Annotated in this window: 20 protein-coding genes and 6 pseudogenes; 17 read left to right on the top strand and 9 right to left on the bottom strand. The window is 45.8% G+C overall.

What is annotated here, in order from left to right:
• Positions 1-236, bottom strand: a 236-nt coding sequence (locus HMPREF3138_RS27115; protein WP_246828719.1) for a response regulator, incomplete at its 3' end; no start/stop codon positions are given.
• Positions 237-537: 301 nt separating this feature from the next.
• Here HMPREF3138_RS27115 and HMPREF3138_RS25455 point away from each other — a divergent pair.
• A complete protein-coding gene (locus tag HMPREF3138_RS25455) occupies positions 538-954 on the top strand; it encodes a helix-turn-helix transcriptional regulator (protein ID WP_050482927.1) in 417 nt (138 codons plus the stop codon).
• Between the two features lie 603 nt (positions 955-1,557).
• Here HMPREF3138_RS25455 and HMPREF3138_RS10490 read toward each other — a convergent pair.
• From HMPREF3138_RS10490 to HMPREF3138_RS10480, 3 genes and pseudogenes are all read right to left on the bottom strand, one after another.
• Positions 1,558-1,782 (bottom strand): hypothetical protein, encoded by a 225-nt coding sequence (locus tag HMPREF3138_RS10490; protein WP_004856888.1) that lies wholly within the window; start codon positions 1,780-1,782, stop codon positions 1,558-1,560.
• A 216-nt stretch (positions 1,783-1,998) separates the two neighbouring features.
• A pseudogene (locus HMPREF3138_RS10485) lies at positions 1,999-2,384 on the bottom strand (IS3 family transposase); the annotation flags it as partial.
• A 342-nt stretch (positions 2,385-2,726) separates the two neighbouring features.
• Complete coding sequence (locus HMPREF3138_RS10480; protein WP_004856883.1) at positions 2,727-3,422, bottom strand: response regulator; 696 nt, start codon at positions 3,420-3,422, stop codon at positions 2,727-2,729.
• 779 nt (positions 3,423-4,201) lie between these two features.
• Between HMPREF3138_RS10480 and HMPREF3138_RS25445 the strand changes: the two genes are divergently transcribed.
• The 3 genes and pseudogenes from HMPREF3138_RS25445 (at position 4,202) to HMPREF3138_RS10465 (ending at position 10,094) form a co-directional block, all read left to right on the top strand.
• The gene (locus tag HMPREF3138_RS25445) at positions 4,202-6,217 is read left to right on the top strand and encodes an LTA synthase family protein (protein WP_004856879.1); all 2,016 of its coding nucleotides are present in this window, start codon (positions 4,202-4,204) and stop codon (positions 6,215-6,217) included.
• A gap of 500 nt (positions 6,218-6,717) precedes the next feature.
• Positions 6,718-8,388, top strand: a complete 1,671-nt coding sequence (locus tag HMPREF3138_RS10470) for an LTA synthase family protein (protein ID WP_004856877.1) — start codon at positions 6,718-6,720, stop codon at positions 8,386-8,388.
• A 437-nt stretch (positions 8,389-8,825) separates the two neighbouring features.
• Positions 8,826-10,094 (top strand): annotated as a pseudogene (locus tag HMPREF3138_RS10465) (amino acid permease).
• 34 nt (positions 10,095-10,128) lie between these two features.
• Here the strand turns inward: HMPREF3138_RS10465 and HMPREF3138_RS25440 are convergent.
• A pseudogene (locus tag HMPREF3138_RS25440) lies at positions 10,129-10,625 on the bottom strand (IS481 family transposase); the annotation flags it as partial.
• A gap of 111 nt (positions 10,626-10,736) precedes the next feature.
• On the opposite strand from HMPREF3138_RS25440, the gene HMPREF3138_RS10455 reads away from it, so the two are divergent.
• Positions 10,737-12,329, top strand: a complete 1,593-nt coding sequence (locus tag HMPREF3138_RS10455; RefSeq protein ID WP_032729482.1) for a YfjI family protein — start codon at positions 10,737-10,739, stop codon at positions 12,327-12,329.
• 612 nt (positions 12,330-12,941) lie between these two features.
• Here the strand turns inward: HMPREF3138_RS10455 and HMPREF3138_RS10450 are convergent.
• Both HMPREF3138_RS10450 and HMPREF3138_RS10445 read right to left on the bottom strand, forming a co-directional pair.
• Positions 12,942-13,151, bottom strand: a complete 210-nt coding sequence (locus tag HMPREF3138_RS10450) for a helix-turn-helix transcriptional regulator (protein WP_032729483.1) — start codon at positions 13,149-13,151, stop codon at positions 12,942-12,944.
• A gap of 121 nt (positions 13,152-13,272) precedes the next feature.
• Positions 13,273-13,902 carry an inovirus Gp2 family protein gene (locus HMPREF3138_RS10445; RefSeq protein ID WP_032729484.1) on the bottom strand — a complete coding sequence of 210 codons (630 nt, stop codon included), beginning with the start codon at positions 13,900-13,902 and terminating at the stop codon, positions 13,273-13,275.
• Between the two features lie 578 nt (positions 13,903-14,480).
• Here HMPREF3138_RS10445 and HMPREF3138_RS10440 point away from each other — a divergent pair.
• The 12 genes and pseudogenes from HMPREF3138_RS10440 to HMPREF3138_RS25430 form a co-directional block, all read left to right on the top strand.
• Positions 14,481-15,365, top strand: a complete 885-nt coding sequence (locus HMPREF3138_RS10440) for a GTPase family protein (RefSeq protein WP_032729486.1) — start codon at positions 14,481-14,483, stop codon at positions 15,363-15,365.
• A gap of 449 nt (positions 15,366-15,814) precedes the next feature.
• Entirely contained in the window at positions 15,815-16,543 is a 729-nt protein-coding gene (locus HMPREF3138_RS10430; RefSeq protein ID WP_032729489.1) for a helix-turn-helix transcriptional regulator, read from the top strand.
• Positions 16,540-17,043, top strand: coding sequence for a hypothetical protein (locus tag HMPREF3138_RS27110; RefSeq protein WP_226881293.1), 504 nt, complete (start codon positions 16,540-16,542; stop codon positions 17,041-17,043). The genes HMPREF3138_RS10430 and HMPREF3138_RS27110 overlap by 4 nt, the downstream gene beginning before the upstream one ends.
• Positions 17,044-17,077: 34 nt before the next feature.
• Entirely contained in the window at positions 17,078-17,365 is a 288-nt protein-coding gene (locus HMPREF3138_RS10420; RefSeq protein WP_226881291.1) for a hypothetical protein, read from the top strand.
• Positions 17,366-17,377: 12 nt separating this feature from the next.
• Positions 17,378-17,689: a hypothetical protein gene (locus tag HMPREF3138_RS10415; RefSeq protein ID WP_032729490.1), complete on the top strand. Its 312-nt coding sequence runs from the start codon at positions 17,378-17,380 to the stop codon at positions 17,687-17,689.
• Between the two features lie 82 nt (positions 17,690-17,771).
• Positions 17,772-18,128 (top strand): hypothetical protein, encoded by a 357-nt coding sequence (locus HMPREF3138_RS10410; RefSeq protein WP_032729491.1) that lies wholly within the window; start codon positions 17,772-17,774, stop codon positions 18,126-18,128.
• Between the two features lie 196 nt (positions 18,129-18,324).
• Positions 18,325-18,783: an antirestriction protein gene (locus HMPREF3138_RS10405; protein ID WP_050597274.1), complete on the top strand. Its 459-nt coding sequence runs from the start codon at positions 18,325-18,327 to the stop codon at positions 18,781-18,783.
• A gap of 27 nt (positions 18,784-18,810) precedes the next feature.
• Entirely contained in the window at positions 18,811-19,290 is a 480-nt protein-coding gene (gene radC / locus HMPREF3138_RS10400; protein WP_032730964.1) for a RadC family protein, read from the top strand.
• A 28-nt stretch (positions 19,291-19,318) separates the two neighbouring features.
• Positions 19,319-19,675 carry a type IV toxin-antitoxin system YeeU family antitoxin gene (locus tag HMPREF3138_RS25435; RefSeq protein WP_032729492.1) on the top strand — a complete coding sequence of 119 codons (357 nt, stop codon included), beginning with the start codon at positions 19,319-19,321 and terminating at the stop codon, positions 19,673-19,675.
• Positions 19,676-19,715: 40 nt separating this feature from the next.
• Entirely contained in the window at positions 19,716-20,084 is a 369-nt protein-coding gene (locus HMPREF3138_RS10390; protein ID WP_032729493.1) for a TA system toxin CbtA family protein, read from the top strand.
• Positions 20,081-20,410 (top strand): DUF5983 family protein, encoded by a 330-nt coding sequence (locus tag HMPREF3138_RS10385; RefSeq protein ID WP_050597275.1) that lies wholly within the window; start codon positions 20,081-20,083, stop codon positions 20,408-20,410. Before HMPREF3138_RS10390 ends, HMPREF3138_RS10385 begins: the two co-directional genes overlap by 4 nt.
• A gap of 99 nt (positions 20,411-20,509) precedes the next feature.
• A pseudogene (locus HMPREF3138_RS25430) lies at positions 20,510-20,611 on the top strand (restriction endonuclease subunit M); the annotation flags it as partial.
• Between the two features lie 269 nt (positions 20,612-20,880).
• Here the strand turns inward: HMPREF3138_RS25430 and HMPREF3138_RS10380 are convergent.
• Both HMPREF3138_RS10380 and HMPREF3138_RS10375 read right to left on the bottom strand, forming a co-directional pair.
• Positions 20,881-21,171, bottom strand: a pseudogene (locus HMPREF3138_RS10380) (tyrosine-type recombinase/integrase); the annotation flags it as partial.
• 114 nt (positions 21,172-21,285) lie between these two features.
• Positions 21,286-21,818, bottom strand: a pseudogene (locus tag HMPREF3138_RS10375) (phage N-6-adenine-methyltransferase).
• Positions 21,819-22,161: the final 343 nt, after the last annotated feature.

Here is a 22,161-nt window from a genome sequence, read left to right as displayed (position 1 = left end):
ATGATGACCGGCACATCGCTCTTTCTACGCACTCGAGCCAGTATTTCATGGCCGTTTATCCCTGGCAGCATGACATCCAATAAGATCAAATCAGGTTGCCAGGAAAAAACCATCTCGAGGCCTTTAACACCATCACCCACTTTAGCAACAGTAAAACACTCTCTTTTTAGATAAGCTTCCAGGACCTCTGCAGCCCGCATATCGTCCTCAATGATTAAAACTCTTTTTCCTTCCATATATTAACCTGTTATTCAATTTCTCTGTCAATGTAAAGAACAATATAATGAATTTTAGCATTTTTTTAATAAGATAATAAACAAAAATCGGATGAAGTTTATGCTCAATGGCCAAAAATGGAATTCAGTAGACTTTCTCGATAGATAGGCCTAATGTTAAGTTTATTTTCATTTAAATTCAATTAGTTGGCATAAAACGCAATTAATCATCAAGAAAAAAAACAAAAATTGACACCATCTTGACAGACTTAAGCGATAATTGGGATTTCAATGGCAAGGAAAAGGGTTCAGGAAAAATGTAATGAAAGTGAGCAAAATGGAACAATCTAGAATGTTCATTACTAGTATCATAATTCTTTTGGAGAGGTATATTAAACAACCTATAAGTATCATTAACTTAATTGATAAAACAGGATACTCTAGATGGTATGTTCAGCGTAGGTTTTGCTCTTTGACAGGTATGTCGATGAAGTCTTACATCCGATCGAGGAAAATGACAGAGGCTGCTAAAGTACTCTTATCTACCGACAGAAAAGTCTTAGATATTGCAGTTGAGTATGGTTATCCTGAGCAACAATCTTTCTGTAGAGTATTTAAGAACCATTATGGTGTTTCTCCTACCACATTTCGTAAAGCGAACACACCTCGTGACGAGCTTTGGATGTCAGCTGAAAAATTGCTTGTTAAGTTCAAATCTAGTGATAAATCAATCTCGTAAATTATGACTTTTAATTTCAATGGTAAAAATAGATGATTACTAATCCTTTATCCCGAAAAGAATACTCAATTTGGATGTCAGCAACGGTAGCTTTTAGCTTTACATGGATAAATTTTTTAGTTCTCTATAAAAACGATCATTTATTCTTGCAGTCAGTTACGATTTCCGTTATCAACAATTCTTCGTTCTTTGATATGCTTATTTCATACTTCAGGGTTCTCCTTTATCTCCCTTGCGGTTTCTTGCTGATCATATTAAAACTGCTATTTTGTGCCCAACGACTCTGTGACACACGGTTATTTTCACTTGCTTGGCCGATTTCTCTGGTGATCTTCTTTTTCTTTTGGTTTGTTAATATCACTTTTCCCGGTCATCTCAATCTAGTATTGATCATCAAATCTTGCGTATTAACTTTGATCGGAATAATTCCATCAAGGCAACAAGAAGTTGAATAAATATACTGGGTTAGATAAGGGATCTATTTATAAATAATATAAGAAAGCTTGATGAATAAAAATTGGCTAATCCGATTAGCAGCACAACATTGGCAAGCCCGGAAGTTGCAATAAACATTTTTCACATAGAAACACAAAAATAATTTAATTACATCATAGGGGCAAACAACATACTAAAATCAAAGTCAGAGTATATTTGTGCGCCGACCAAAGCGACAAGAGCTATGAAAATTAGAATCTTGGTGATTTGCATTAAAAGATTACCCGCTTTAATTTTAGGGGCTTGTTTAACTACTCGTATTTTGTTTTTAAAAGCCATTGCAAGATCTCTTTGCTTTATACTCAGTGAAAACAAGTTCAACACAAAAATCATTAAACCACTTCCATCAGTAACACCAATGAAATTACATGATGCAAGATAAAGACAGAATCTTTTCCTACCATGCTCTATTATACCCCCCCTCCATTTTAGTTCCACTTAATTTTTAGGTTTCCATTTTTTCAGCCATCTGTTGGGACTCGGCAGCATCAGGCTATTTAGACATTAATGGGCCCTTTCTCTGATGGATTCCTTCGTTCAGCACCCTATGATTTTCTGTGCTTCATTCAAAGTTCTGAACTGATAAAAATCCAAAGTTTCTGCCCGATATCCCTGTAAAACATTCGATAGAAATATTCCATGTCAACTTTACAGACTTGATAAACTCCAGAATAACCCCATGATCTTCAGTCCATTGTGCCAGTGGCAGTGGGTTTAGAATCGGACTGTTAACGATCAGGATCTTCACCAGATATCCGCGATTTTCCTCAACTCTGCCCAGCATGCTAATCACTTGTTGTGCGCCGATACTCTGGTCAATTTCAATTACCAGTGCTTCGCAATTAAAGTCATCTACTACGCTGAAGGTCCGAAAGTGTCTATCGCACATCAGCGTATCGTGGCCAACTCTGATTAAGAGCTTCCTGCGTAGCCATCGAAAAAAGGGCAAAAATCATTATTTTCAACAAAACTATCTAAATAGCCCTGAGAAATTAAAGAGTTAGGGTGGGGATGAGCTGAACCAAAAGATACGATGTAATAATAATTAAAAATTTAAGTTTAGTAGTCTCAAAACGTGAAGCGGTTTAGAATTTTGCGTATCGCCTTGTTTTGAATATGTTCGACTCAACTGGATTTATACCTATTTTTTCATCAACATTGACTCTCCTTTTTAGACCGGCTCCCGCGGGCCGTATCCAACGGCCCGCGGGAGTTGACGTCTAATACACTTCTGCATCAGGAAGAAAAACAGCTGATTGATGCTGCGATGTGCCATATCAGTCTCCCAGCCGATAACCAAAGCCACGAATACTTTCAGGGACATTTAGCAGACCCGCTTGCCAAAATTTCTTTCTGAGCTTGCTGATATGGCTATCTACGGTACGCTCATTGGCGTCATTTTCCGGCAAACAGTGCTCAAGCAATTCTTGTCGGGTAAAAACCCGCTTGGGGTAGCGAATAAGATGTGTCAATATCTTGAATTCGGTTGATGTTAATTTGTCGCCGATATCTTCACCGGAGATTTTTATTTTAACCTGATGATTTTCGATGTTAATGTAAATATTCTTGGTTGAGTAAACTGAGGTGTTTTTGTCGGCGCTGTGAAACTGTATTCTACGCAAGATAACATTCACCCTGGCGCTCACCTCTGCTGGATTAAATGGTTTGACAATATAGTCATCAGCACCGTTGCGGAGTGCATGAATTTTGTCAACATCTGTATCTAGTGCTGTTAGCATCATGATGGGGGTGTCGTGTGTCTTGCGAATTTCATTAAGTACCTGCCAGCCATCCATTAGCGGCATTTTGATATCCAGAATCACTAACTGTGGTGCTGAAGCCCGAAACAGCGCGACCGCTTGCTGACCGTTGCATGCAGTCACGACTTCGAAGCCCTCATTATTGAGATAGGCAGTAAGGATCTCACGAATGTCTTTCTCATCCTCTGCAAGAAGTACTTTAATGGTTTTCATTTAATCTCCACATTATGTATGAATACCATGTTTCTACACACAGTCTACACATCATCTCCACATGAAGTCAGTATAAACGTTTTATAATTAACTTCAGTATCATAAGCAATTAAATTTTATCGCAATGGCTTAGTAAAAATGAAAACTAGTTTCATTTATGAAAAGTCCAGTTACTTGAAATGTGACTCAGGTTCGGAGACAGCGGGGATGAGTGAGGCATTGGTGGTTGGAGATAAACAATGTGGTGGATAAAAAATGGTCTTGTTAGCTAATAGCAAGATGAATGTTACGTGACATGAGCGAAGCACAGTAAGAGTGTGGAAAAATTGTGAACAAATAGGGGGGGGGCCGAGAGCCTGATGCAGCATGGTGTTTTCTAAAGGATAAACAGTGGTGACGATACACTGTAGGGATGAATGTTGGAAACAGAGGGGCTTCGGATCGCAGAGTTAATCCGCCAGCAAATTCATTGACTGAACAAGTTTTCCTGATTGTGCGAGTTGCACTCAGCGTTAAAAAGATATGTGTTCTGGAGCTAAATTCAGTGACAACGAGTTATAATTAGCGATTAAGTGTGACTATATCATATGGCATACTAGTATCTAGTTCCGTATTGTATTAGCTGCTGAAATATATTTATCTGCAAACTTTCCTTGAGAGAGGGGATTAGATTCGCTTTATTCAAATAATAATATTTACTCCATTGATGAGATGATTGCTGGTTGAGGATAAAAACTTGATGCATTATTTTTTGTTAGATTTTTTCATTAGAGGGTTCTATGTGGTTTAGCAGATTTAGGCAAGCATTCCTAGCATTGCTACTACCTTGGCTATTTGTTTTTCTTATCCAGATGTTGGGGCGTGCTTATTTATTTTACACTAATAAAACACCAGGGCTATTGACGGATTTTTCTCATGATGTCATACGGATGTTCTGGATTGGAGGCCTGTTCGATGTCCGCGTTGCCTGTTTGATTTTTGTGCCTTTCTTATTAGTCGCCGCCAGTTTTTCAGTGGATAGGCGTGGTTTTATTATATGGCAACATTTTTGGCCCTGGATGGCTGCCGTGTTAAGCTTGATAGTCACAGCAATTACAGTTGGAAATGTTTTTTATTATGTAACTTATGGGCGTTTTATTGATGTTTTTGTGTTCGGGTTAGTTGATGATGATACCACTGCTGTATTAAAAACGGTTTGGAAAGAATACCCGGTTATATGGGTTTTACTTTTTCTTATATTGTTTTTTTCTATTGTGTTAAAAATTTACTGGCGCTGGCAGTATTATCTGAGTCATAAGAAAGGAGGCACGCTCAGGCTGTCGGTATCTATTATTAATACATTACTTGTCATTCTTGCTTGTGTTGTCGGCATGCGCGGTTCTGTCGGAACTTTTCCTTTGCGGCAGAGTGATGCTCAAGTTTCAGAAGTAAAAATGCTAAATATGCTCACTCCTAATGGAGTGATTGCTCTTAACTGGGCTTTCAATGCTTATGCTGAAAGCGGTAATTTTTCAGCAGCTACGGATGAAGAAGGTAGCAAGTTATTAAGTCAGTTTTTGGGGGGAAGTTCGGCACCTGGCCTTCGGTCTTTTATGACTCAGACTGATGCAAATCCATATGTGAAAAAAAATCCGCCAAATGTTGTACTGTCTGTAATGGAAAGTATGGGGTACCACCTGGCGAGTTTCGACAATCAAGAAAGAGATTTACTGGGGGCCTTAAGAAAGCACTGGTTGGCTGATTGGCGTTTCGACCGTTTCATTTCTGAAGGTGATGGTACGATTGATACTTTGAGTCGGCTTTTTATTCGTAGCCCGATGAGCAGTATCGGACAGACTAGCGCTCAAAATGTCAATTTTGCCAGTAATATGTTTAAACCCTTCTTAGCAAATGGCTATAAAATTATTTTTGTAACTTCAGGAAATGGTGCCTGGCATAATCTCAATCAGTTTCTTCCTCATTTAGGTGTCAGCGAATTTATAGAGCAGAATGGTCTAAAAAAACGCTACCCTGAGGCGGAAATCGGAACCTGGGGCGTCCCGGATGAATATATGTTTCGTTATATGACCGAGCGTTTGAAAGAGGCGGAAAAAAAAGGAGAGCATGTGTTTATCATGTCGATGTCAACAACACATCATCCTCCTTACAAAACGCCTAAAGGTCACGAAAAAAAGCATATTGATCTAACTGTTCAAGAAAAACTAAGATTAAGAAAATTAGCAGCTGATGAGGAGTTGAATGAGGTTATGAGCACCTTATACTATTCTAATGATCAATTAGGGCGGTTTATTAGCTGGGTTAAGTCTGAGACGTTAGGTTCGCATACTATTGTTGCAGTCACTGGTGATCATAATATACGGGGGATAGGTTATCCAGAGCCTCAAGAGTTAGCACTTGGCCATGCTGTGCCATTTTATATTTACGTTCCTCTGAACTACCAACATAGCAGCTATTTCGATGGTAATAGGGTTGGAAGCCATAAAGATATTCTACCGACGCTATATCAACTTAGTCTTTCGGATACATTATATTATCGCACGGGGTGCAACTTGTTGGCTCAGCATTTGGATGGTACTTGGTGTAATGGATATAATCCTGAAATCACGATTACAAATGAAGGTGCCTGCATTTTTACCGGAAAGCCTGAGTTTCGGCCTTGGAAAAATAAATCTGGACTGCTTCTTGCTAGCCCTGAGCGCATGGATTTAATCAAAGGGAAAGAATGCCATCGCTGGGAGGCATTTACAGGACTTTTGTGGTGGCAATTAAATCGTCAGGTTCACGGCGGTAAGTAGGGATGTTTTTTTGATTTTTGCATATTGCGAAACTGGTTGTTATTAACAATTTAAAATACGCTATGGCGGATGGAGGAGTGTGCCTTTTGACGTATTGCATCGCTCATGCTCTAGGTATTAGTTACTAGCCAAAGATGAGGTGTTACGGTATGGAAGGGGGCTTTTATCTGTGCGTTTGATAAATTTTTTACTGGTTGCTATATGTTTTTTGGTCTTCAAGATTACCGCTAAATGACGCTTTAATATTTTTCCGTTTTTCTAATGGAGTTGCATCTTAAGGTTAAAAAATTCAAGTTCCCCCCCAGTAATGGAGCAGGCCTCGCGATAAAGAGATGCTGCGTGTGATCTTTATTGTTAGCAGTGGGTTTTACTTTCTAGCTATAAAACCTTTTTATATTGCCGAGGCGACTGTTTTTTACAAGAAATTTATAGGTCGCCCGTAAAGGGCGTTTCTACAGGAGACCGTTAGCATCGTGAAATATCAAGTTTACCCATCGATAATGACGCAGTTTAGTTCTGCGCCAAAGTCTTACTCTTATCTGACTCTGTTAATTACTGCGGCTTTAATTATTTTGGTGGGTAATGCATCGGGTGATATTTATCCCCTGGTTACTGCCAGTGGCGCTTTTATTTTTTTTTGTGGGCTGGTTTATTTGATTTCTGCGAAAGCGATGTTTTCCGTGTCAGCTGGCAGCCTACTGGTTATCGTGCTGCAGTTTATTAATCAACTCAAGGTGCATTATTATAAAGATAAATTGATGTTCCCTGACTTCTACATGTTGGCAGACCTATCCAATGCGGATACGCTGCTTCATTACCCGGCCGCTGGACTGGCCCTAGTCGGGCTGGGTGCTTTTGTCATCTTCACTCTCATTGTTGGATGGCGTGCGGTACCGCGCCGGCATGGATTTACACCACAATTGATTGCTATTTCCATCTTGGTAGCCAGCGGTTGGTTGGTAAGCCAGTGTGTTATGCGTTATCAAAACGACTGGGTAGGTCGACTGCCGGGAGGAACTGGCGTTGTGTCTAATTTGGTTATGTCGAGTAGCCAGACGGACTATGATCCGCCGTACTTTTCTGATGATAGAGAAGGGGATTTCATCACTCGCGCGGCCGTCCTCCACAGAGAAACTAAAGCCGCTTCAAGTCTATATCCCGACATTGTGCTGCTGTTGCAAGAGTCAACCACTGATCCGCGATTGTATCAAGTGCCGACTCCAGCGTTGCTACCGCATTTATCCATGTTTGAACAAGGAAATGCTGTGAAAGCACAAACACTCTTGAGGGTGCAAACATTTGGAGGAGGGACCTGGCTATCGGAGTTTGCAGTTCTCACGGGACTGCGCAGTGATGATTTTGGTGCTAGGAAAAATGCGGTATTTTACTCGGTTATCGACCATGTGAATGATAGCCTTTTCAAACAGATGAAAGCCAATGGTTATTATACCGTGGTACTCACTCCATTCAATAAGTCAGCCTATAATGCCGGCCACGCCTATACTATGATGGGGGTCGATAAGATTATCCAGCCACAGGAGCTGGGTTATCCCGGTAGTCTGCAAGATAATTTGTGGCATATCACCACAGCAGACATACTGCATTACATCAAAAAAATCTTAGATATTCATACTGATAAGCCTATTTTTGTCTATGCACTTACCATGTATGAGCATGGTCCTTACGCTTCTGATCATAGGGATGACTATCAACTATCCTCGGTGGTAAAAAACAAAGATTCTGCATCTAAATTCAGTCACTATATGGAAAAAATAAAAAATTCTGACGTAGCGATGTCAGAATTTTTCCAGTTTGTCGACCAGCGCCAAAAGCCAACAATGTTTATGTATTTTGGTGACCATCAGCCGAGCATAGATTGGGCTAACGGCTATACGACATCGCTAACAGATGCCTCTCATCTTACGCAGTTTAGCCTGAGAGATAACACCAATATGCGAACAGTATCAGACCTGGGATCGGTGACTGATATAGCTTTTCTGGGAGGGATACTGCTGGAACAAGCTAACTTGAAGGTATCACCATTCTACCAGGCCAATATCGACATGCGTCATCTGTGTAAAGGAGCTTTGAACGATTGTGGGGATAAACCGCTTCTTAATAGCTATAGACACTATATTTATAACAGGTTACATGCTGCCTCTCGGAACTGAGGGCGTTAGTAGCTGAGTTATAGCGTCCTTGGATAGAAATAAATAATCCAGGGCGCTAAACGGGTTTTGGATTAAAAAAACAGCAGTGCAGGCATTTTTACGCGTAATAACTCGCCACTCCCCGTTATCTGAGAGTGTATCATGCTACGATTCATGGTTATGGCTATCAAAAATGGTCGATTCGATCTCCTAATCATCAAGCCTGTTTTCATCAGCACCGTTCGGTAAAGCCGTAATAGGCGCTTGTTTCAGGGGCAGCGGACAGGGGCGGCGTGCCAAGGACACATCCAAAAACCGCTTGCTGCTGGCCTCTTGCCACCCGTAGTATGGAGCGTTCACGTCGAGATAACTATAAGAAACACTCTATTTGTTCTGTCTGGAACACCCTACAGTTATAACTATTTACGTCATCGTCATACCGAAACACTGTGAGTAATATGAATAAAGAAACTGCTATAACACGCCCGCAATGGACAAAAAATGATACCATCTGGATGATGGGTGTTTATGGCGCAACCGTCGGTGCCGGAACGCTATTTCTACCGGTTGAGATTGGTACCCATGGGCCGATGGTGTTTATTTCGCTACTCCTTCTTGCTTTCCCGCTTTCGCTTGTTCCGCACGTGCTTATCTGCCGCGTTTTTATGCGCGACAAGCAGGGCCAAGACCAGACTGATCAAACCTTACCCCTGTTCGGCTCTTTCTTCGGTTCCAAAGGCCGTCAGGCGATGAAACTGTTTTTCTGCGTGGCCCATTATCCGGTGACTCTGGTCTATGCTGTTTCATTGGTAAATGCGCTGAGTCACTTTTTCAACGAGCGTCTGCACATCAACGGCATTAGTCGTGCTCCCCTGACGCTGGTTGTACTGGTGATTTTGCACCCTGTATTGAGCAAAGGTCGCGACAAAGTGGTAAGTACTATGAGCGCGTTGGCGTTGCCTTTTGCGATTGCTATTATTGTCGTCGCAACGTCACAAATTCCGGCCTGGGATATCCATAATATCACCTACGCGTGGCGACAGACGCATACCACTGACATCGCAAGCTCACTGAAATCTCTGTGGCTGACCCTGCCGCTCATCGCTTTCTCACTCTGTTCTGCCCCGCTAATTCCTGCACTTGCATCCTGGTATCGCGAGCCGGGGCACGGTGGTGAGACACAATCAGTTCGCGTTATCCGTCGAGCTTATTGGCTGATTTTCATCAGTATTATTTTCTTCGTGTTGAGTTGTATTTTAAGTACCCCTCGTTCAACTTTTGAGATCGCGAAGGCTCAAAATTTAAACGTACTGTCGGTGATTGGTGAGCAGGGCGGAATGAGTGCCATGCTGTATCTGGCGCCGCTGATTGCTATTCTGGGCATGACGAAGTCGTTTTTGGGGATCTCGATGCCGGTGGCAGAAACTTTTAACGTGCTCGCCAGTGATCTGTTCAACCTTAAGCGCAATAGTTAACTCCAAAGCGTGAAGCTACTGACAACGGTGGTGATGTTTATCGTCACTTCCATTGTGGTGTTCTTAAACCCGGACGTGATCAATATGATTGAAACCGTCTGCGGGCCATTAATTGCCATATTCCTGTTTGTTATTCCTACCTGGCTAGTGTTAATCCGCCCGGTGCTCAAACCGCTGCGCGGCCCAACCGCAGTGATAGTGCTGGGGTGCGGTTTATTGACAGTTTCCGCACTGCTTTACGGTATGTTTTAAATTCGGTGACACCGGCATAACCCGGTGTCACTACATGCTGCTCCACTTTACCACGGTACTCCGTACACCTGTCGGTCAGTATTATCAGCATCGGCAGTCCCTGAACCTCGTAGAACGGCAGTACACGATCATTGAGCTGGTCGGCGACAGTGATCGGTGTTTTACTCGTATACAGCTTGCAGTGTGCCACTCTCGAATACGTATCCACGAACGTCTGCTGGTAGAATGATCAACACCTTTCAGATTGCCCACGTAGAAGGTGTCCTGCGAGCCCAGATACACCGGATGTGCCGTCTCGCATTCGCCGCTGAGTTCGTCATCGTGCGCCTTCTTCTCCAGAGCTGCGATTTGAGCGCCGGTAAGCACGATGCTTTCTCAGGCAACCTTTTCCTCAAGCGCCTTCAACCGTTTACTGAAGTTCTCCAGGTCGTGCCGTTGCCAGATGGAGCGAACCCCGCTGTCGGAGATAAACACGCCTTTTTTACGCAGCTCATTACTGGTCCTGTGTTGCCCATGGGCCGGGATGCTCACCAGGCTACGGGGTGATGACAGGGCTCCGGGAACCTTCCTCGCTCGCTTTTTATTGCCACTTTGCTTTATCCTGATATGTATGTTCCTGATATCGTAAATTGAGTAATTACAATGAGTAACCTTAACAACTATCCGACAGATGTATTTCCTTCAGTTTTACGTAATGTCATTACGACGCTACATGAAGACACCCTTATCCCCATAGAAATGATTGGCAGTACGGTGCTGGCGGCATTATCACTGGCTTTGCAGCCTCTTGTTGAAGTGGCCTCTCCCTTCGGAAATAAAAAGCCAGAACCCTGCTCTCTTTATTTTCTGACGCTCGCAAAATCCGGTGAGGGGAAAAGCCCCCTCCGTGAATTGCTTATGACTCCCTTCGATGAATTTGCTTCTGAGATGCATGAGGAATATGAAGATTTACTTGATGTCTACAAAAAAGACCATGCTATCTGGTCATTAAAAGAAAAAGCACTAAATCGTAATTATCAGAAAGCAGTAAAGAATGGTGGGGAAGGTGAGGTTGAAGAACTTCTTCTGCGCGAGCATCAGGCTGCTGAACCGAAAAAACCCAGAGCGTTTGAAATGTTTTATGAAGATGCAACGCCAGAAGGTATCATTCAGGGACTGAGTGAATATCCGTATGCTGGCGTATTTGCAGATGAAGCCATGACTTTTTTTACCGGCCAGTTAAAAAACAACCTCGGATTGCTCAATAAAATATGGAAAAACGAACCTCTTTCGGTCTCACGTAAAAAAGAAGGCACTATCCGTCTTAACGCATATCTGACATTTCTTCTTATGGTTCAGCCTGAAGTATTTGAGGAGTATCTGGAACGCCATGGAAAAAAAGCTGTATCTAGCGGATTCCTTGCCCGTTTTTTATTTACAGAAACAGTAAGCACTATAGGTCAGAGAAGAATAAACCTGAACCAAGATAACTCAAGGCAAGCACTGGACAATCTATTCATTCATTTAAATAAATTCCTGGAAGAGCAAAAGGAACATTTTTACGATACCAGCAAATCTAAAAGGACACTAACATTAACTGAGGGTGCGAAAAAATTATTTGAAGAAAAAATAAGTCAGTATCAATTGAATATAGCCAAAAATCAGTGCTGGGAGCACATCCCTGAATTCGTGTCTAAAGCAAGCAGTCAGGCAATACGCATGGCCGCAATTTTTGATTGCTATTCTGAAAGTGATATATCAGAACAATATTTAAAGAACGCATTTACGATTACTGAGTGGCACCTTAATCAGGCAGCTAAGTATTTTTATAAACTAAGTACACAGTATCAACTTCAGCAAGATGTATACCAGTTGTTCGACTGGATAAAAAATCGCTTTGCTAATCCGACAGGTGTAATGAAAGTCACTAATTTTCAAACAGGGCAAGTGACTGGTGTAAGAATTAATCCCTGGCAGCCGTTCTCAAAGAATGAACTGGAGACGCATGGTCCCGCCAGACTCAGAAGAATTGAACGTTTAACACCTGCACTCAACCAACTCATTCAGCTCGGTCTGGTTGTCACAATATGCTACCCACCACAACGTGCGATTTATATCGCGGCAGCACAATTAGATGCACATGGTTATATTTATCCCCTCAATCCATTTTTCAATAAATTTAACACAGTAGACTACAGAAATAATGCCACTCCACCACTGAGTGGTTACGATCCCAACAGACTGCAATGGCAATGATTGTTATCGAAATGTTCCAAGAAACACTGGTGTCGTATGTGGAGTTCATCCGTCCGATGGGATTCTGCTGATGGCCGGAAGTCAGCCAAGGAAAGAGATGAATTCTTTCACCATACCCCGCTAAAGTTGCTAAAAATTTTTTTTAGCAGCTTTAGCTGCATTATTAGAAAAGCCACGTACACTTAAAACACATAATTTATACAATGGTAAACCTCGACGCATTACATCAATGTTGGCTTCAGTGGCTCTTATACCACGCAAGATTGCTATTAAATTGTTACAAGGAATCATGGGGAACCACTGATTAGTTAAGTGCTTTTTATCTACAGTATTGGACCGGTGATTATTTAACTCACTATCACCGCTGAGTTAACATGCTTCGTCGTTTATTCTCGAAACTCAGTTTAGTTTATTCTAAAAACTGTAAACGAGAGACCTGCAAGGTGAACATAAAACATTCGCACAGGCTCTCATTATAAATACACAAGAATAATTAGCGCATGCCTATCTGTAATATTCAAACAACCCAGATAACAAACAAGGTTACATAAATATTTAAGATCCACAGGAGAGTTTATGGGGGGGGGTATACGACTCGCACATCAGGATGCATTATGCACGGGACTCGGAAATAAGTTTCTGAACCCATTCCTCAACCTCACTTTTAAGCCAGCGCGAACTACGCCCCAGCTTAATCGGCTTTGGGAATAAACCTTCCTGAATCAACTTGTAAAACCATTTATCGCTGCACCCGGTAAATTCCGTAATGAATGCCATATCGACCATTTTATCACTGAGCAGGCTGCGGGTTGTATCTGTCATGACGATTTCTCTCTGTCTTAAGGAAATGAAAGACAGGAGTGCCAGGAATGATTGATTTATCGCTCACCTGGTACTCCGACATAACATTCCTCTCGCCAGTAGAAAAATACTTATGACCTCATCAGTACTGACTACAGCCAAAATTACGTTGGCTGTCTGAATTATCTTTGCTGTAGTCCTTGGCCAGATAGTTAAGCCTGTCAGTGACATTGGATAACTGAGCCGTATAGTCACTGTGGTTTTTACTCAGGTGGTAGTAGCAATTGGCAGGAAACTCTACCAGGGGATAATATTGCTGATGATTAACCACTGTATTCAGCCCCAGTGCCCGTACCCAGGCCTCCATAATCATCATGGCCAGATTGTGAGTGTATTCTCCGTCTGCACTGGTATAGCTTCCTGGATAAGCATAGGCTTCACGATTAAAGAGTAAGGCCACGTGATAATGTTTTTTACCGCACTCATTAAACTCCCTTGCCCAGATATGACGAACACGACAAGGGTGAACCCGCTTCCCTGTATGTTGTTTTTTCAGTAGGTCAGCCTCAATCTGAGCTTTAAGGGAAACAATGAAACGGGTGACTATTCCTGAATCTGAGTTATACGAACCTGTCTCAATCTCCGGCAAACGAAGGTCTACCCTCAGGACCATTACACGGGGATAATCATTCAGGGCTTTAGTGATAGTATCCTGAATACGCTTAACATAGTTATGGTTCAGTTTACCGTAGCTGTAAGTATTAATGCTCATTATGAAATGACCTTGTGTTAGTGAGTTTGTTCAATAGATATACACAGGCAGTAATAAATTACTTTCTGTCATGCAGATTAATATCAGGAAGTGGGAGAATATGAATATGTATTATTTATATGACGCTAGATATGATAACTTAGATTGATTGCATTCATTAGGTTAGTTTATTACCTGACTTTACATATATAACCATTAATCTATCTGATACGCTTATTAATATAACTACACAAACACAAACACTAACAAGAGTATCTATATTATTATATTACCAACCCGACAAGTGCTAACATATACTTATTGGAAAATACAATAAAAGAAGAAAACACTTAAAAGTCGTGTTTTCACATCAGATAACCGCTTGTTTTTACTCTCAAGTTAGCACTCTTTTCACATATAATAGCCTGCATAATAACGGGTCTGTTGCACCTGTTCTGTCATACCCCAAACTGTCCTTTCAACAGGAACAGTTCGCCCCCCTAAAAAATTACATTCAAAAAAGTTTCAGACCTATATTACCCTGGTGAGAACGGCAGCAGAAATGCTACCGTTTTATTATTTCACTCCCGGAGGTTAATGTGTCCGATAAAACTGAACAGGGTCTTGATGCCCTGAAGAAACAGCTGTCTCTCCTGCCCGAAACACTCTCCCGCACAATACTGAACCGCATCCGCCAGCACATTCATTACGAGCCAGTCATCGGCATCATGGGTAAAACAGGGAGTGGCAAAAGTTCGCTCTGCAATGCGCTCTTTCAGCAGCCCCTTAGTCCGGTCAGCGATGTCCAGGGCTGTACCCGTGAACCGCTTCGCTTCTCGCTTGATATCGGCGGGCGCCGCATGACGCTGGTCGATTTACCCGGTGCAGGTGAATCTCTGGACTATGACCGTGAATACCGGCAGCTGTATAAAGAGCAGTTACCGACGCTGGATCTTATTCTCTGGGTGATGAAAGCGGATGACCGGGCCTGCGCGACCGATGAAGCGTTTCACCGGTTCCTACTCAAATGCGGTGTCTCACCGGGCAGCATTATCTTCGTTATTAACCAGGCCGACAAGGCGGAACCCTCACTGGAATGGGACAGGGCAGCACGTCAGCCCTCCACCGGCCAGCTGCTGACGCTGACCGCCCGAAGCGCAGCTATCTCACGGCAGTTCTCCTGTCCTTATCCGGTGCATGCGGTGTCAGCCAAAACCGGCTACAACCTGGCCCGTCTGGTCGAAACCATGATATTTGCCCTGCCCCCGGAGGCCAGCAGCGGCGTGTTTCGTCAGGTCAGAGAAGAGCACCGATCTGCGGAGGCAGAGAGTACCGCCCGGCAGGATTTTGGCGATCTACTGGGTGAGCTGTTCAGCCGGATAGTAGACGCCATTCCGCTGCCAAAACCGATCCGGGAAGTGCTGGGAACAATCCGCGACGGCATTGTGAATGCCGCTTCTGCACTGTGGCACTTACTTTTTTGAGGAGGTAGAAAATGATACTCAGGAAGCTGACATGGCCCCAGTTACGCATGCTGCTGCGCTATATCCGAAGACAGATAGTAACCCGGATCCTGGATTACTGGCGGCGCGCAGGCTGGCCGGAGAAAGAGATCCACAGCATCCGCTGGGCTCTCATCGTTCTGTTTCACCTCTTACTGCGTTTACTGAGTGAGCGATTTATACAACGCCATACTGCATCCTCCTTCCGCCCTGGCAACGCCTACTGCTGACCTGATTCTTGACAGGATATGACCATCTGCAGTCCCTTTGCTGAAAAATGCGTGATTATCTACGTAAATTCAGTCGGTTACAGACAGAAAAATATTTCATCTTTTCTAGCGATCCCTCTCATCGCTGGTCATACCCTGTCCACCCCGTCCTGCATAATAACCGCATGAGTTATCTAAGTATTTTTCATTCACGGAGGGCATATGCGTGCCACGGATCCTGCGCATCGACACGACAGACTGGCACTCAGGCTGTCGGTGATTATCAGCCGGCTTCTTGCCGGTGAATCCCTTTCACTGAAAGCGCTGTCCGGTGAATTTGGCGTATCTGAACGCACCCTGCGCCGGGATTTCTCTCAGCGTTTGCTGCATCTGGATCTCACTGGCAATAACGGCTGCTGGCGGTTACGAACTAGCCCAATGCGCGATCATACTCCTGGTGCACTGGCGTTTGCCCGCAACACCGGAATAGCCCGCCTCATTCCCTCACAGAGCCGTCAGTTAATACAGCTGCTGATGGATGAAAACGGCACATCGCCGTGTCTGATAGGTCATGTACAGCAGCCAGCGGGGATCCTCCCGGACTGCTTTCAGCGGCTTGCTGAAGGGATTTACCACCACCGGATGATCAGCCTCCTGGTTAAGGGTATTCGTCACGACCACCTTGAGCCCTACCGGCTGATTTTCTCACAGGCAAACTGGTATCTGGTGGCCAGCCGGCAGGGAGCCATTCACGTCTTCTCGCTTGACGAGATTATCTCCGTCTCGCTTTCAGAGCAGCATTTCAGACATCGCAACGAGACTAACGCACTTATCGCCATGGAGGACTTCATCAACGCCCTTCCGCATTTTCACTTTATCAGCAACGTCATTCATACCTTCCGGGAACTACCTCCCGAACCTCACACCATTCCAAGAGGAGTTAAAACATGAAACACGGTACAGCCCTGCTGCTGAGCACCGGAATGATGCTGGCAACGCTGTCGGCAGCAAAGGCCGGTACGCCCGACGCACTTATACAGGCACACCACCAACGCTGCGGAAAGCCCGTCTTTTATGCGCAGACCGCTAACCACAAAAAAGAGGTCGAGATTTGCATCATCACCCCGTCGGTATCGTACTCATTCGGGAAGACCGGCGCAGAGCATAAGGAAATGGACATTACCGTACCGACACACGCCGCCACGTACGCATACCAGAGCAATCAGGTTATCAGTCTGCAGGAATTCACTGTCCGGAACGGCGACACCTCATACCAGGTATCTGCCGGGACAAACGATGAAGGCAAACCGTTTGCGTCCCTGGACGTTTACCAGGGAACACCTGAGGCGGGTAAGCATCTGGCGGAAATCCGGCTCGCCCCGGATACGGTGGTGAACAACATCAGCCATGCACTTGCGGAAGAAGGTGTGGTGGAGTCTGACAGACTCTGAACAGAGGCTGCCTTAACATACGGAACCTAACACGATGATAAAAAAGAAATTAAATCTAGCGATGGCTCCCCGGGGCGTATTTTTTGTCTTCACGCTATTGTCTACTCTGGCCGTGAGCGGTTGTGGTGACAAGAACGAACGAGAGTTTATCCGGGGCTGCAAGTCCGGTGGCGGAACCACTGCGGTCTGCGGCTGTATCTGGGATGAGCTGAAAACGAAATATACCCACGGGGAACTGGAGAAAATGAATCAGCAGGTCGGCTATGTACCCCCGCGTTTTATGGACAACATGCTGAGCGCCGCTCAGCAGTGCAGAAAATAAGGATTGAACAGAATGGCGCTAATTATTAAATATTTCGCAATTGCCTTCGGTATCGCGCTTGTGGTTGTCCTGTTTAACGTATTCGGGAATACGGGCGAAATTCGCAGTTTCGGGCAGGGAATGGGGTATCTGTTCTGGATGACGCTCGGCCCCGGAGCCGGTATGACCATCGGCGCCTTCCTGCGCCAGTGGCTGATGCCGGACAGCGTCTATACCACCGGTGGAATGGGCGGCCTTTTAAAAGCCCGACTGTTCTGGCTGGCGGGCCCTCAGTGTATCGGCTGGCTGGCCGGCCTGATGATGGTTGGCAAACAGCTGATGTAGTGCCTTCCGCGAAGAAACCCACCTTCATACCATACAAGAATGGCAAATACCTTAAATATCTTTCAGAAAGGAAAGCCCCCTCATGTTTAAACATGTACTGACCGCCGTACTGCTCATCGGCAGCTTTTCTGCGCTCGCCGGCACAACCCCGTTGTCTGTAAAGTCTCAGGCCACTTACCTCATCAATAACCCCAATTATCCCGTCTGGCAGCTGACGCTGACCAGTCTGGAGAACGACATTACCATTCAGTCAATTACGCTAAATCGCGGCAACTGCCTGATTTCCATGGCGGGTCGGGGGAAAAATGTAAACAAGCGTCTGGGATACGGCCAGACTCTCTCTTTTACCACCCCCAGTAACAATGGCTTCAATAAGTGTCGCCCGCTTGAGCTGACGGTACAAACCAGCAAAGGCGACTTTACCTTTAACTGGCAATAACCCGAAAAACCGTTGCTGTGTCGCGGTATTTACGGCTTGGTTTATCCCACCAGCAACATGGCACATCAGCAGGCTCTGCCCCTTCGGGTGCAGGGCCTGTTTGCTTTTATACCGTTGAATAATAAATAACGGCTTCATGTCATTCGCCCACCGTTCTATCAGGTGGGTCAACTTCACCAACGTAAGGATAATTCCTGTGAAAGAGAATATTGCCAACAACACACCATCAACACGTCCGATAAGCAACCACTCAACACTGACAGCGAGTCTCGTTAATGACGAAGATCGCCTGTCATTTTGGCTACAGCACTTTGGTGACATTCCGCAATGGCTTCACCTCGAGTCACCGATATTTTCCTGGCTCAACCTCCTGTGTAAGGACTACCACGGAGATTATTGGGAATTTTACACCCTCAGTAACGGGGGGGCTTTTATTATCCCGTCCACTGAAGGCGAGTACGTGCTCTTTAACGCCCTCAATGGCAATAGCGCAACGGTGGGACATGAGGCTGCCGGCATCATCGCTTGCCTCATCACTTACAGCCACCACGCCTGCCGCACCGAATGCGACGCCATGACCGAACACTACTATCGCCTGCGGGATTACGCCCTCAGCCATCCCGAAAGCAACCCCATTATGCGCATCATCGACTAACCCTTCAGACAACGGCACCCCATCATGATGAATATCACCTTATCCCCGGCAACCGCCGGTCTGCCCTTACCCTCTCAACGCACCATTCAACGAGCGCTGGCATTGCTGGAGCAGCATTTACGCAAACCGGGTGAAGCCTTCACCGCCCCGTTCATGGTGCGCGACTGGCTGCGCCTGCAAATGGCCCGGCTGGAGCGAGAAGTCTTTATGGTGCTCTATCTCGACAACCAGCATCGCTTGCTGGCGCATGAGTCCCTGTTTAGCGGCAGCATCGCCAGCACGCAGGTGCATCCGCGTGAAATCGTGAAGGGCGCACTGAAGCATAACGCTGCCGCGGTCATCGTGGCGCACTGCCATCCCTCCGGGCATGCCGCCCCCAGCGAGGCCGATCGACTCATTACCCAGCGGATACAGGACGCACTGGCGCTGATTGACGTCCGGGTGCTGGACCACTGCATTGTCGGCGGCATGACCGTGTACTCATTCGCCGAACACGGGCTCTTATGATTTATCCGACGCAATCAGGAGGCACTACATGCCATCACCCCATAATGTTCCCGCCTGGGGGCTGAAACGCAACGTCACGCCGCAGTTTGGCGCCCGTCTGGTACAGGAGAGGGAACGACTGCATTTTCTGGCCGACCGGGCAGACATCAGCGGAATTTTCAGCGACGCACAGCGCCATGATTTGGAGAATGCTTTTCCGCAGTTCATCAAGCATTTGGAATTGATGCTGCTTTCCGGTGAGCTCAATCCGCGTCATCAGCACTGTGTCACACTGTATTGCCATGGCCTGACCTGCGAAGCAGACAGCCTCGGCTCATACGGCTACGTCTACATTTCGATTTATCCGACATCTGAAACGCCCAGGTATAACGCCCCGCATTTTTAGTCTCACACCGTTCTTATTATCCAACAAAGAGATACGCCTTATGCGAACAGTACCCGCACCACCGTCAAGGGCGGCCCAAACATGCCCGTCTCCCATAACTGTCTGGCAATCCTTGCTCACCTACCTGCTGGCGCAGCACTACGGCCTGACGCTCAACGATACCGCGTTCAGCGACGATGCCGTGATACAGGCACACATCGATAACGGTATGTCCCTCGCGGATGTGCTGAATGCCATGGTGGAAAAGTTTGAGCTGGTGCGCATTGACCGCCGGGGCTTCACCGGACAGGCGCAATCGCCCCTTGTGACCGTCATCGACATCCTGCGCGCCCGCCGGGCCTGTGGCCTGATGACGCGAGCCGGCTACCGGGAGGTCACACGTGCCATTCAGGGAAGCAAGCAACCATGAGCAGTGACACACTCCCCACCGGCGCACTGCTCACGGGTATCCAGTGCAGTACCGCCCACATCACCGACGGAGATAACTCTCTGCTGTATCACGCTTCACATCAGCAGGAGGAGTATGGCCATGGTGAGTGGCTCCATTTTACCGGAACGGGGTATTTGATTAGGCTCCATGCCTGGCGACATCCGGTACTTCATCTTAAACGGTTAGGGGTGTCAAAAGCCTGCCGCCGGTTGGTTGTCACGCTGATGAACCATCACCCCATCGCTCTCCTTAACCTCGACGCTGCAGGCGATATTCTGCCGGGGATTGAGACCTTTGACTGGTGAACGTCCCCGGCATGCCCTCTGACCCGAGCACAATGACAGGTACCACAACATAACACCCGCCCTTAAACCGGCGGGTGTTTTCATTATGGGGTAGGAAATATGCAGACTGAACCAGAAGTATTAACCGACCACACAGAGGTGATTTGCTCGACCAGCATTGAACGTATCGTCACCGGGCGCAACGCCTCGCTGGCGCAGATTGAGAACTGCACCTCTGACATCCAATCACTTGAGACTTATAGGAAAGATGAGTGGCATCTTTGCCAAGTAAAATCCGGGGATGTTGGCTGCGTTGTAGTTCATCGTTACAATCAACGGGCTCGAAATCACTGATGTTTTCAGCGAAATGCGTTTGGGGGCCTAATCGGGGGCCCCGGTGTTTTTCGAATAGAGAAAAATGGTGTAATAACAATGGAAATGTGGTCTGTATTCGAATCCTACAGGGGCCATTAAGTATCAATGAGTTACGCTCATTCTCCCACTGCAAGATTTTCCAAAAGTGCCAGATTAGTGACATTGCCCGCCAAGACTTCGTCAATTTTTCTCGCATGTTCGGTTAGATGGGTTGGGGATAGGTGAGCATAGCGCTGTACCATTTCGATGCTCTCCCTGCCGCCCATTTCCTGGAGTGACGAAAGCGGCACATCTGCCTGAACCAACCAACTCGCCCACGTATGCCGCAGATCGTGAAAGCGGAAATCAGTTATTTCCGTCCTCCGTTTCCCGGTGTTCCAAGCTGAGTTATCATCAACCCGCATTTTACTGCGTGTTTATCGAGTAACTGACGGAGGGTTAAATCGTTGGAAGGGGAGTCGAAATCTCTTAAAAGCTCTCTGGATGTACTGCGGAGAGGGTTTTTCTTTGCTGAGTCCATATCATGCAATGCTTGCCTCCATGATTATGCTCTTTCCTATGCTCAGGAGCTCGTCCCTGGATATGGTTGAGAACTGGCACCGCGGCTTGATAAATTGTCGCCAGATGAATAGCAGGCTACTTGTACTGTTGCCGTTCTTCCCCGGCTTTCCCGTCGTGGAATTAATAAACGCCAGGCGGCCATCGGTGATAGGGCGGACTTCATCGACTGACTGCAGCGCCAATGAAAACCAACCCGTTGACGTGTCCGCCGGCAACAACATCACGATCGACTGATTCTGCACGCGGCATTGCTCCGCAGCCTTAAGCATCCACGGGGTGATGTGCTGTATGGCGGATTGCACCAGATAGAGCCGTAGCTCACCAAGTCGATAGACAGCGCGTTATCCTGCTCTGTCTGGTAGTGAGCGCATAGCGCGTTACCATCGTCTGCTGTTGCATCCAGTAAGAAGCCAAACTCAACGTCCAGTGCGTTGAAAATTTGCCATCGGTCTTTGTGTTCTGGTGGCGTGTTGCTGGCAAAAACAGTACTCAATTCTCACCTCACCAGCAGCGCGCGGCTGCGTTGACGCAAAACTCTATACGGGTTTTAATCCACGGAGTGTCGACTGCTCGCGCGAGTTTGAGGGATTTTTCCCAAATTTCAGCGGCCTTTCATACCATCCACGTTGTTCACATTCAGCCGCAATTCTGGCGATATTGCGGTATGCATGATGACTGGTCATGTTTAAATCCTGATTGGGTTATTGTAGCGCTCGTGGGACATAATCTCCCATGAGTTGCCGTTGTCTTTTGACAGCAATCGCCAGCAGCGGGCCACTGGCAACGTTAAATGCTTGTGTTGGTAGTCCGGTTGGGTTTCGTTTTGCCCTCCCTGT

The sequence above is a fragment of the Serratia sp. HMSC15F11 genome (assembly GCF_001808215.1).
In the GTDB taxonomy this organism is placed as follows: Bacteria; Pseudomonadota; Gammaproteobacteria; order Enterobacterales; family Enterobacteriaceae; genus Serratia; species Serratia nevei.
Note: the sequence above shows the minus strand (reverse complement) of the source record. Positions and strands in the feature narration are given on the sequence as shown.

What these genes read in the sequence shown, in the direction of transcription:
- HMPREF3138_RS10415 (WP_032729490.1), top strand. Translation starts at nt 17,378, where the DNA reads ATGGCGCTAATTATTAAATATTTCGCAATTGCCTTCGGTATCGCGCTT.
- HMPREF3138_RS25435 (WP_032729492.1), top strand. Translation starts at nt 19,319, where the DNA reads ATGCCATCACCCCATAATGTTCCCGCCTGGGGGCTGAAACGCAACGTC.
- HMPREF3138_RS10490 (WP_004856888.1), bottom strand. Translation starts at nt 1,782, where the DNA reads ATGATTTTTGTGTTGAACTTGTTTTCACTGAGTATAAAGCAAAGAGAT.
- HMPREF3138_RS10410 (WP_032729491.1), top strand. Translation starts at nt 17,772, where the DNA reads ATGTTTAAACATGTACTGACCGCCGTACTGCTCATCGGCAGCTTTTCT.
- HMPREF3138_RS10430 (WP_032729489.1), top strand. Translation starts at nt 15,815, where the DNA reads ATGCGTGCCACGGATCCTGCGCATCGACACGACAGACTGGCACTCAGG.
- HMPREF3138_RS27110 (WP_226881293.1), top strand. Translation starts at nt 16,540, where the DNA reads ATGAAACACGGTACAGCCCTGCTGCTGAGCACCGGAATGATGCTGGCA.
- HMPREF3138_RS10390 (WP_032729493.1), top strand. Translation starts at nt 19,716, where the DNA reads ATGCGAACAGTACCCGCACCACCGTCAAGGGCGGCCCAAACATGCCCG.
- HMPREF3138_RS10420 (WP_226881291.1), top strand. Translation starts at nt 17,078, where the DNA reads ATGATAAAAAAGAAATTAAATCTAGCGATGGCTCCCCGGGGCGTATTT.
- HMPREF3138_RS10455 (WP_032729482.1), top strand. Translation starts at nt 10,737, where the DNA reads ATGAGTAACCTTAACAACTATCCGACAGATGTATTTCCTTCAGTTTTA.
- HMPREF3138_RS10470 (WP_004856877.1), top strand. Translation starts at nt 6,718, where the DNA reads ATGACGCAGTTTAGTTCTGCGCCAAAGTCTTACTCTTATCTGACTCTG.
- HMPREF3138_RS10445 (WP_032729484.1), bottom strand. Translation starts at nt 13,902, where the DNA reads ATGAGCATTAATACTTACAGCTACGGTAAACTGAACCATAACTATGTT.
- HMPREF3138_RS25445 (WP_004856879.1), top strand. Translation starts at nt 4,202, where the DNA reads ATGTGGTTTAGCAGATTTAGGCAAGCATTCCTAGCATTGCTACTACCT.
- HMPREF3138_RS25455 (WP_050482927.1), top strand. Translation starts at nt 538, where the DNA reads ATGAAAGTGAGCAAAATGGAACAATCTAGAATGTTCATTACTAGTATC.
- radC (WP_032730964.1), top strand. Translation starts at nt 18,811, where the DNA reads ATGAATATCACCTTATCCCCGGCAACCGCCGGTCTGCCCTTACCCTCT.
- HMPREF3138_RS10480 (WP_004856883.1), bottom strand. Translation starts at nt 3,422, where the DNA reads ATGAAAACCATTAAAGTACTTCTTGCAGAGGATGAGAAAGACATTCGT.
- HMPREF3138_RS10450 (WP_032729483.1), bottom strand. Translation starts at nt 13,151, where the DNA reads ATGACAGATACAACCCGCAGCCTGCTCAGTGATAAAATGGTCGATATG.
- HMPREF3138_RS10385 (WP_050597275.1), top strand. Translation starts at nt 20,081, where the DNA reads ATGAGCAGTGACACACTCCCCACCGGCGCACTGCTCACGGGTATCCAG.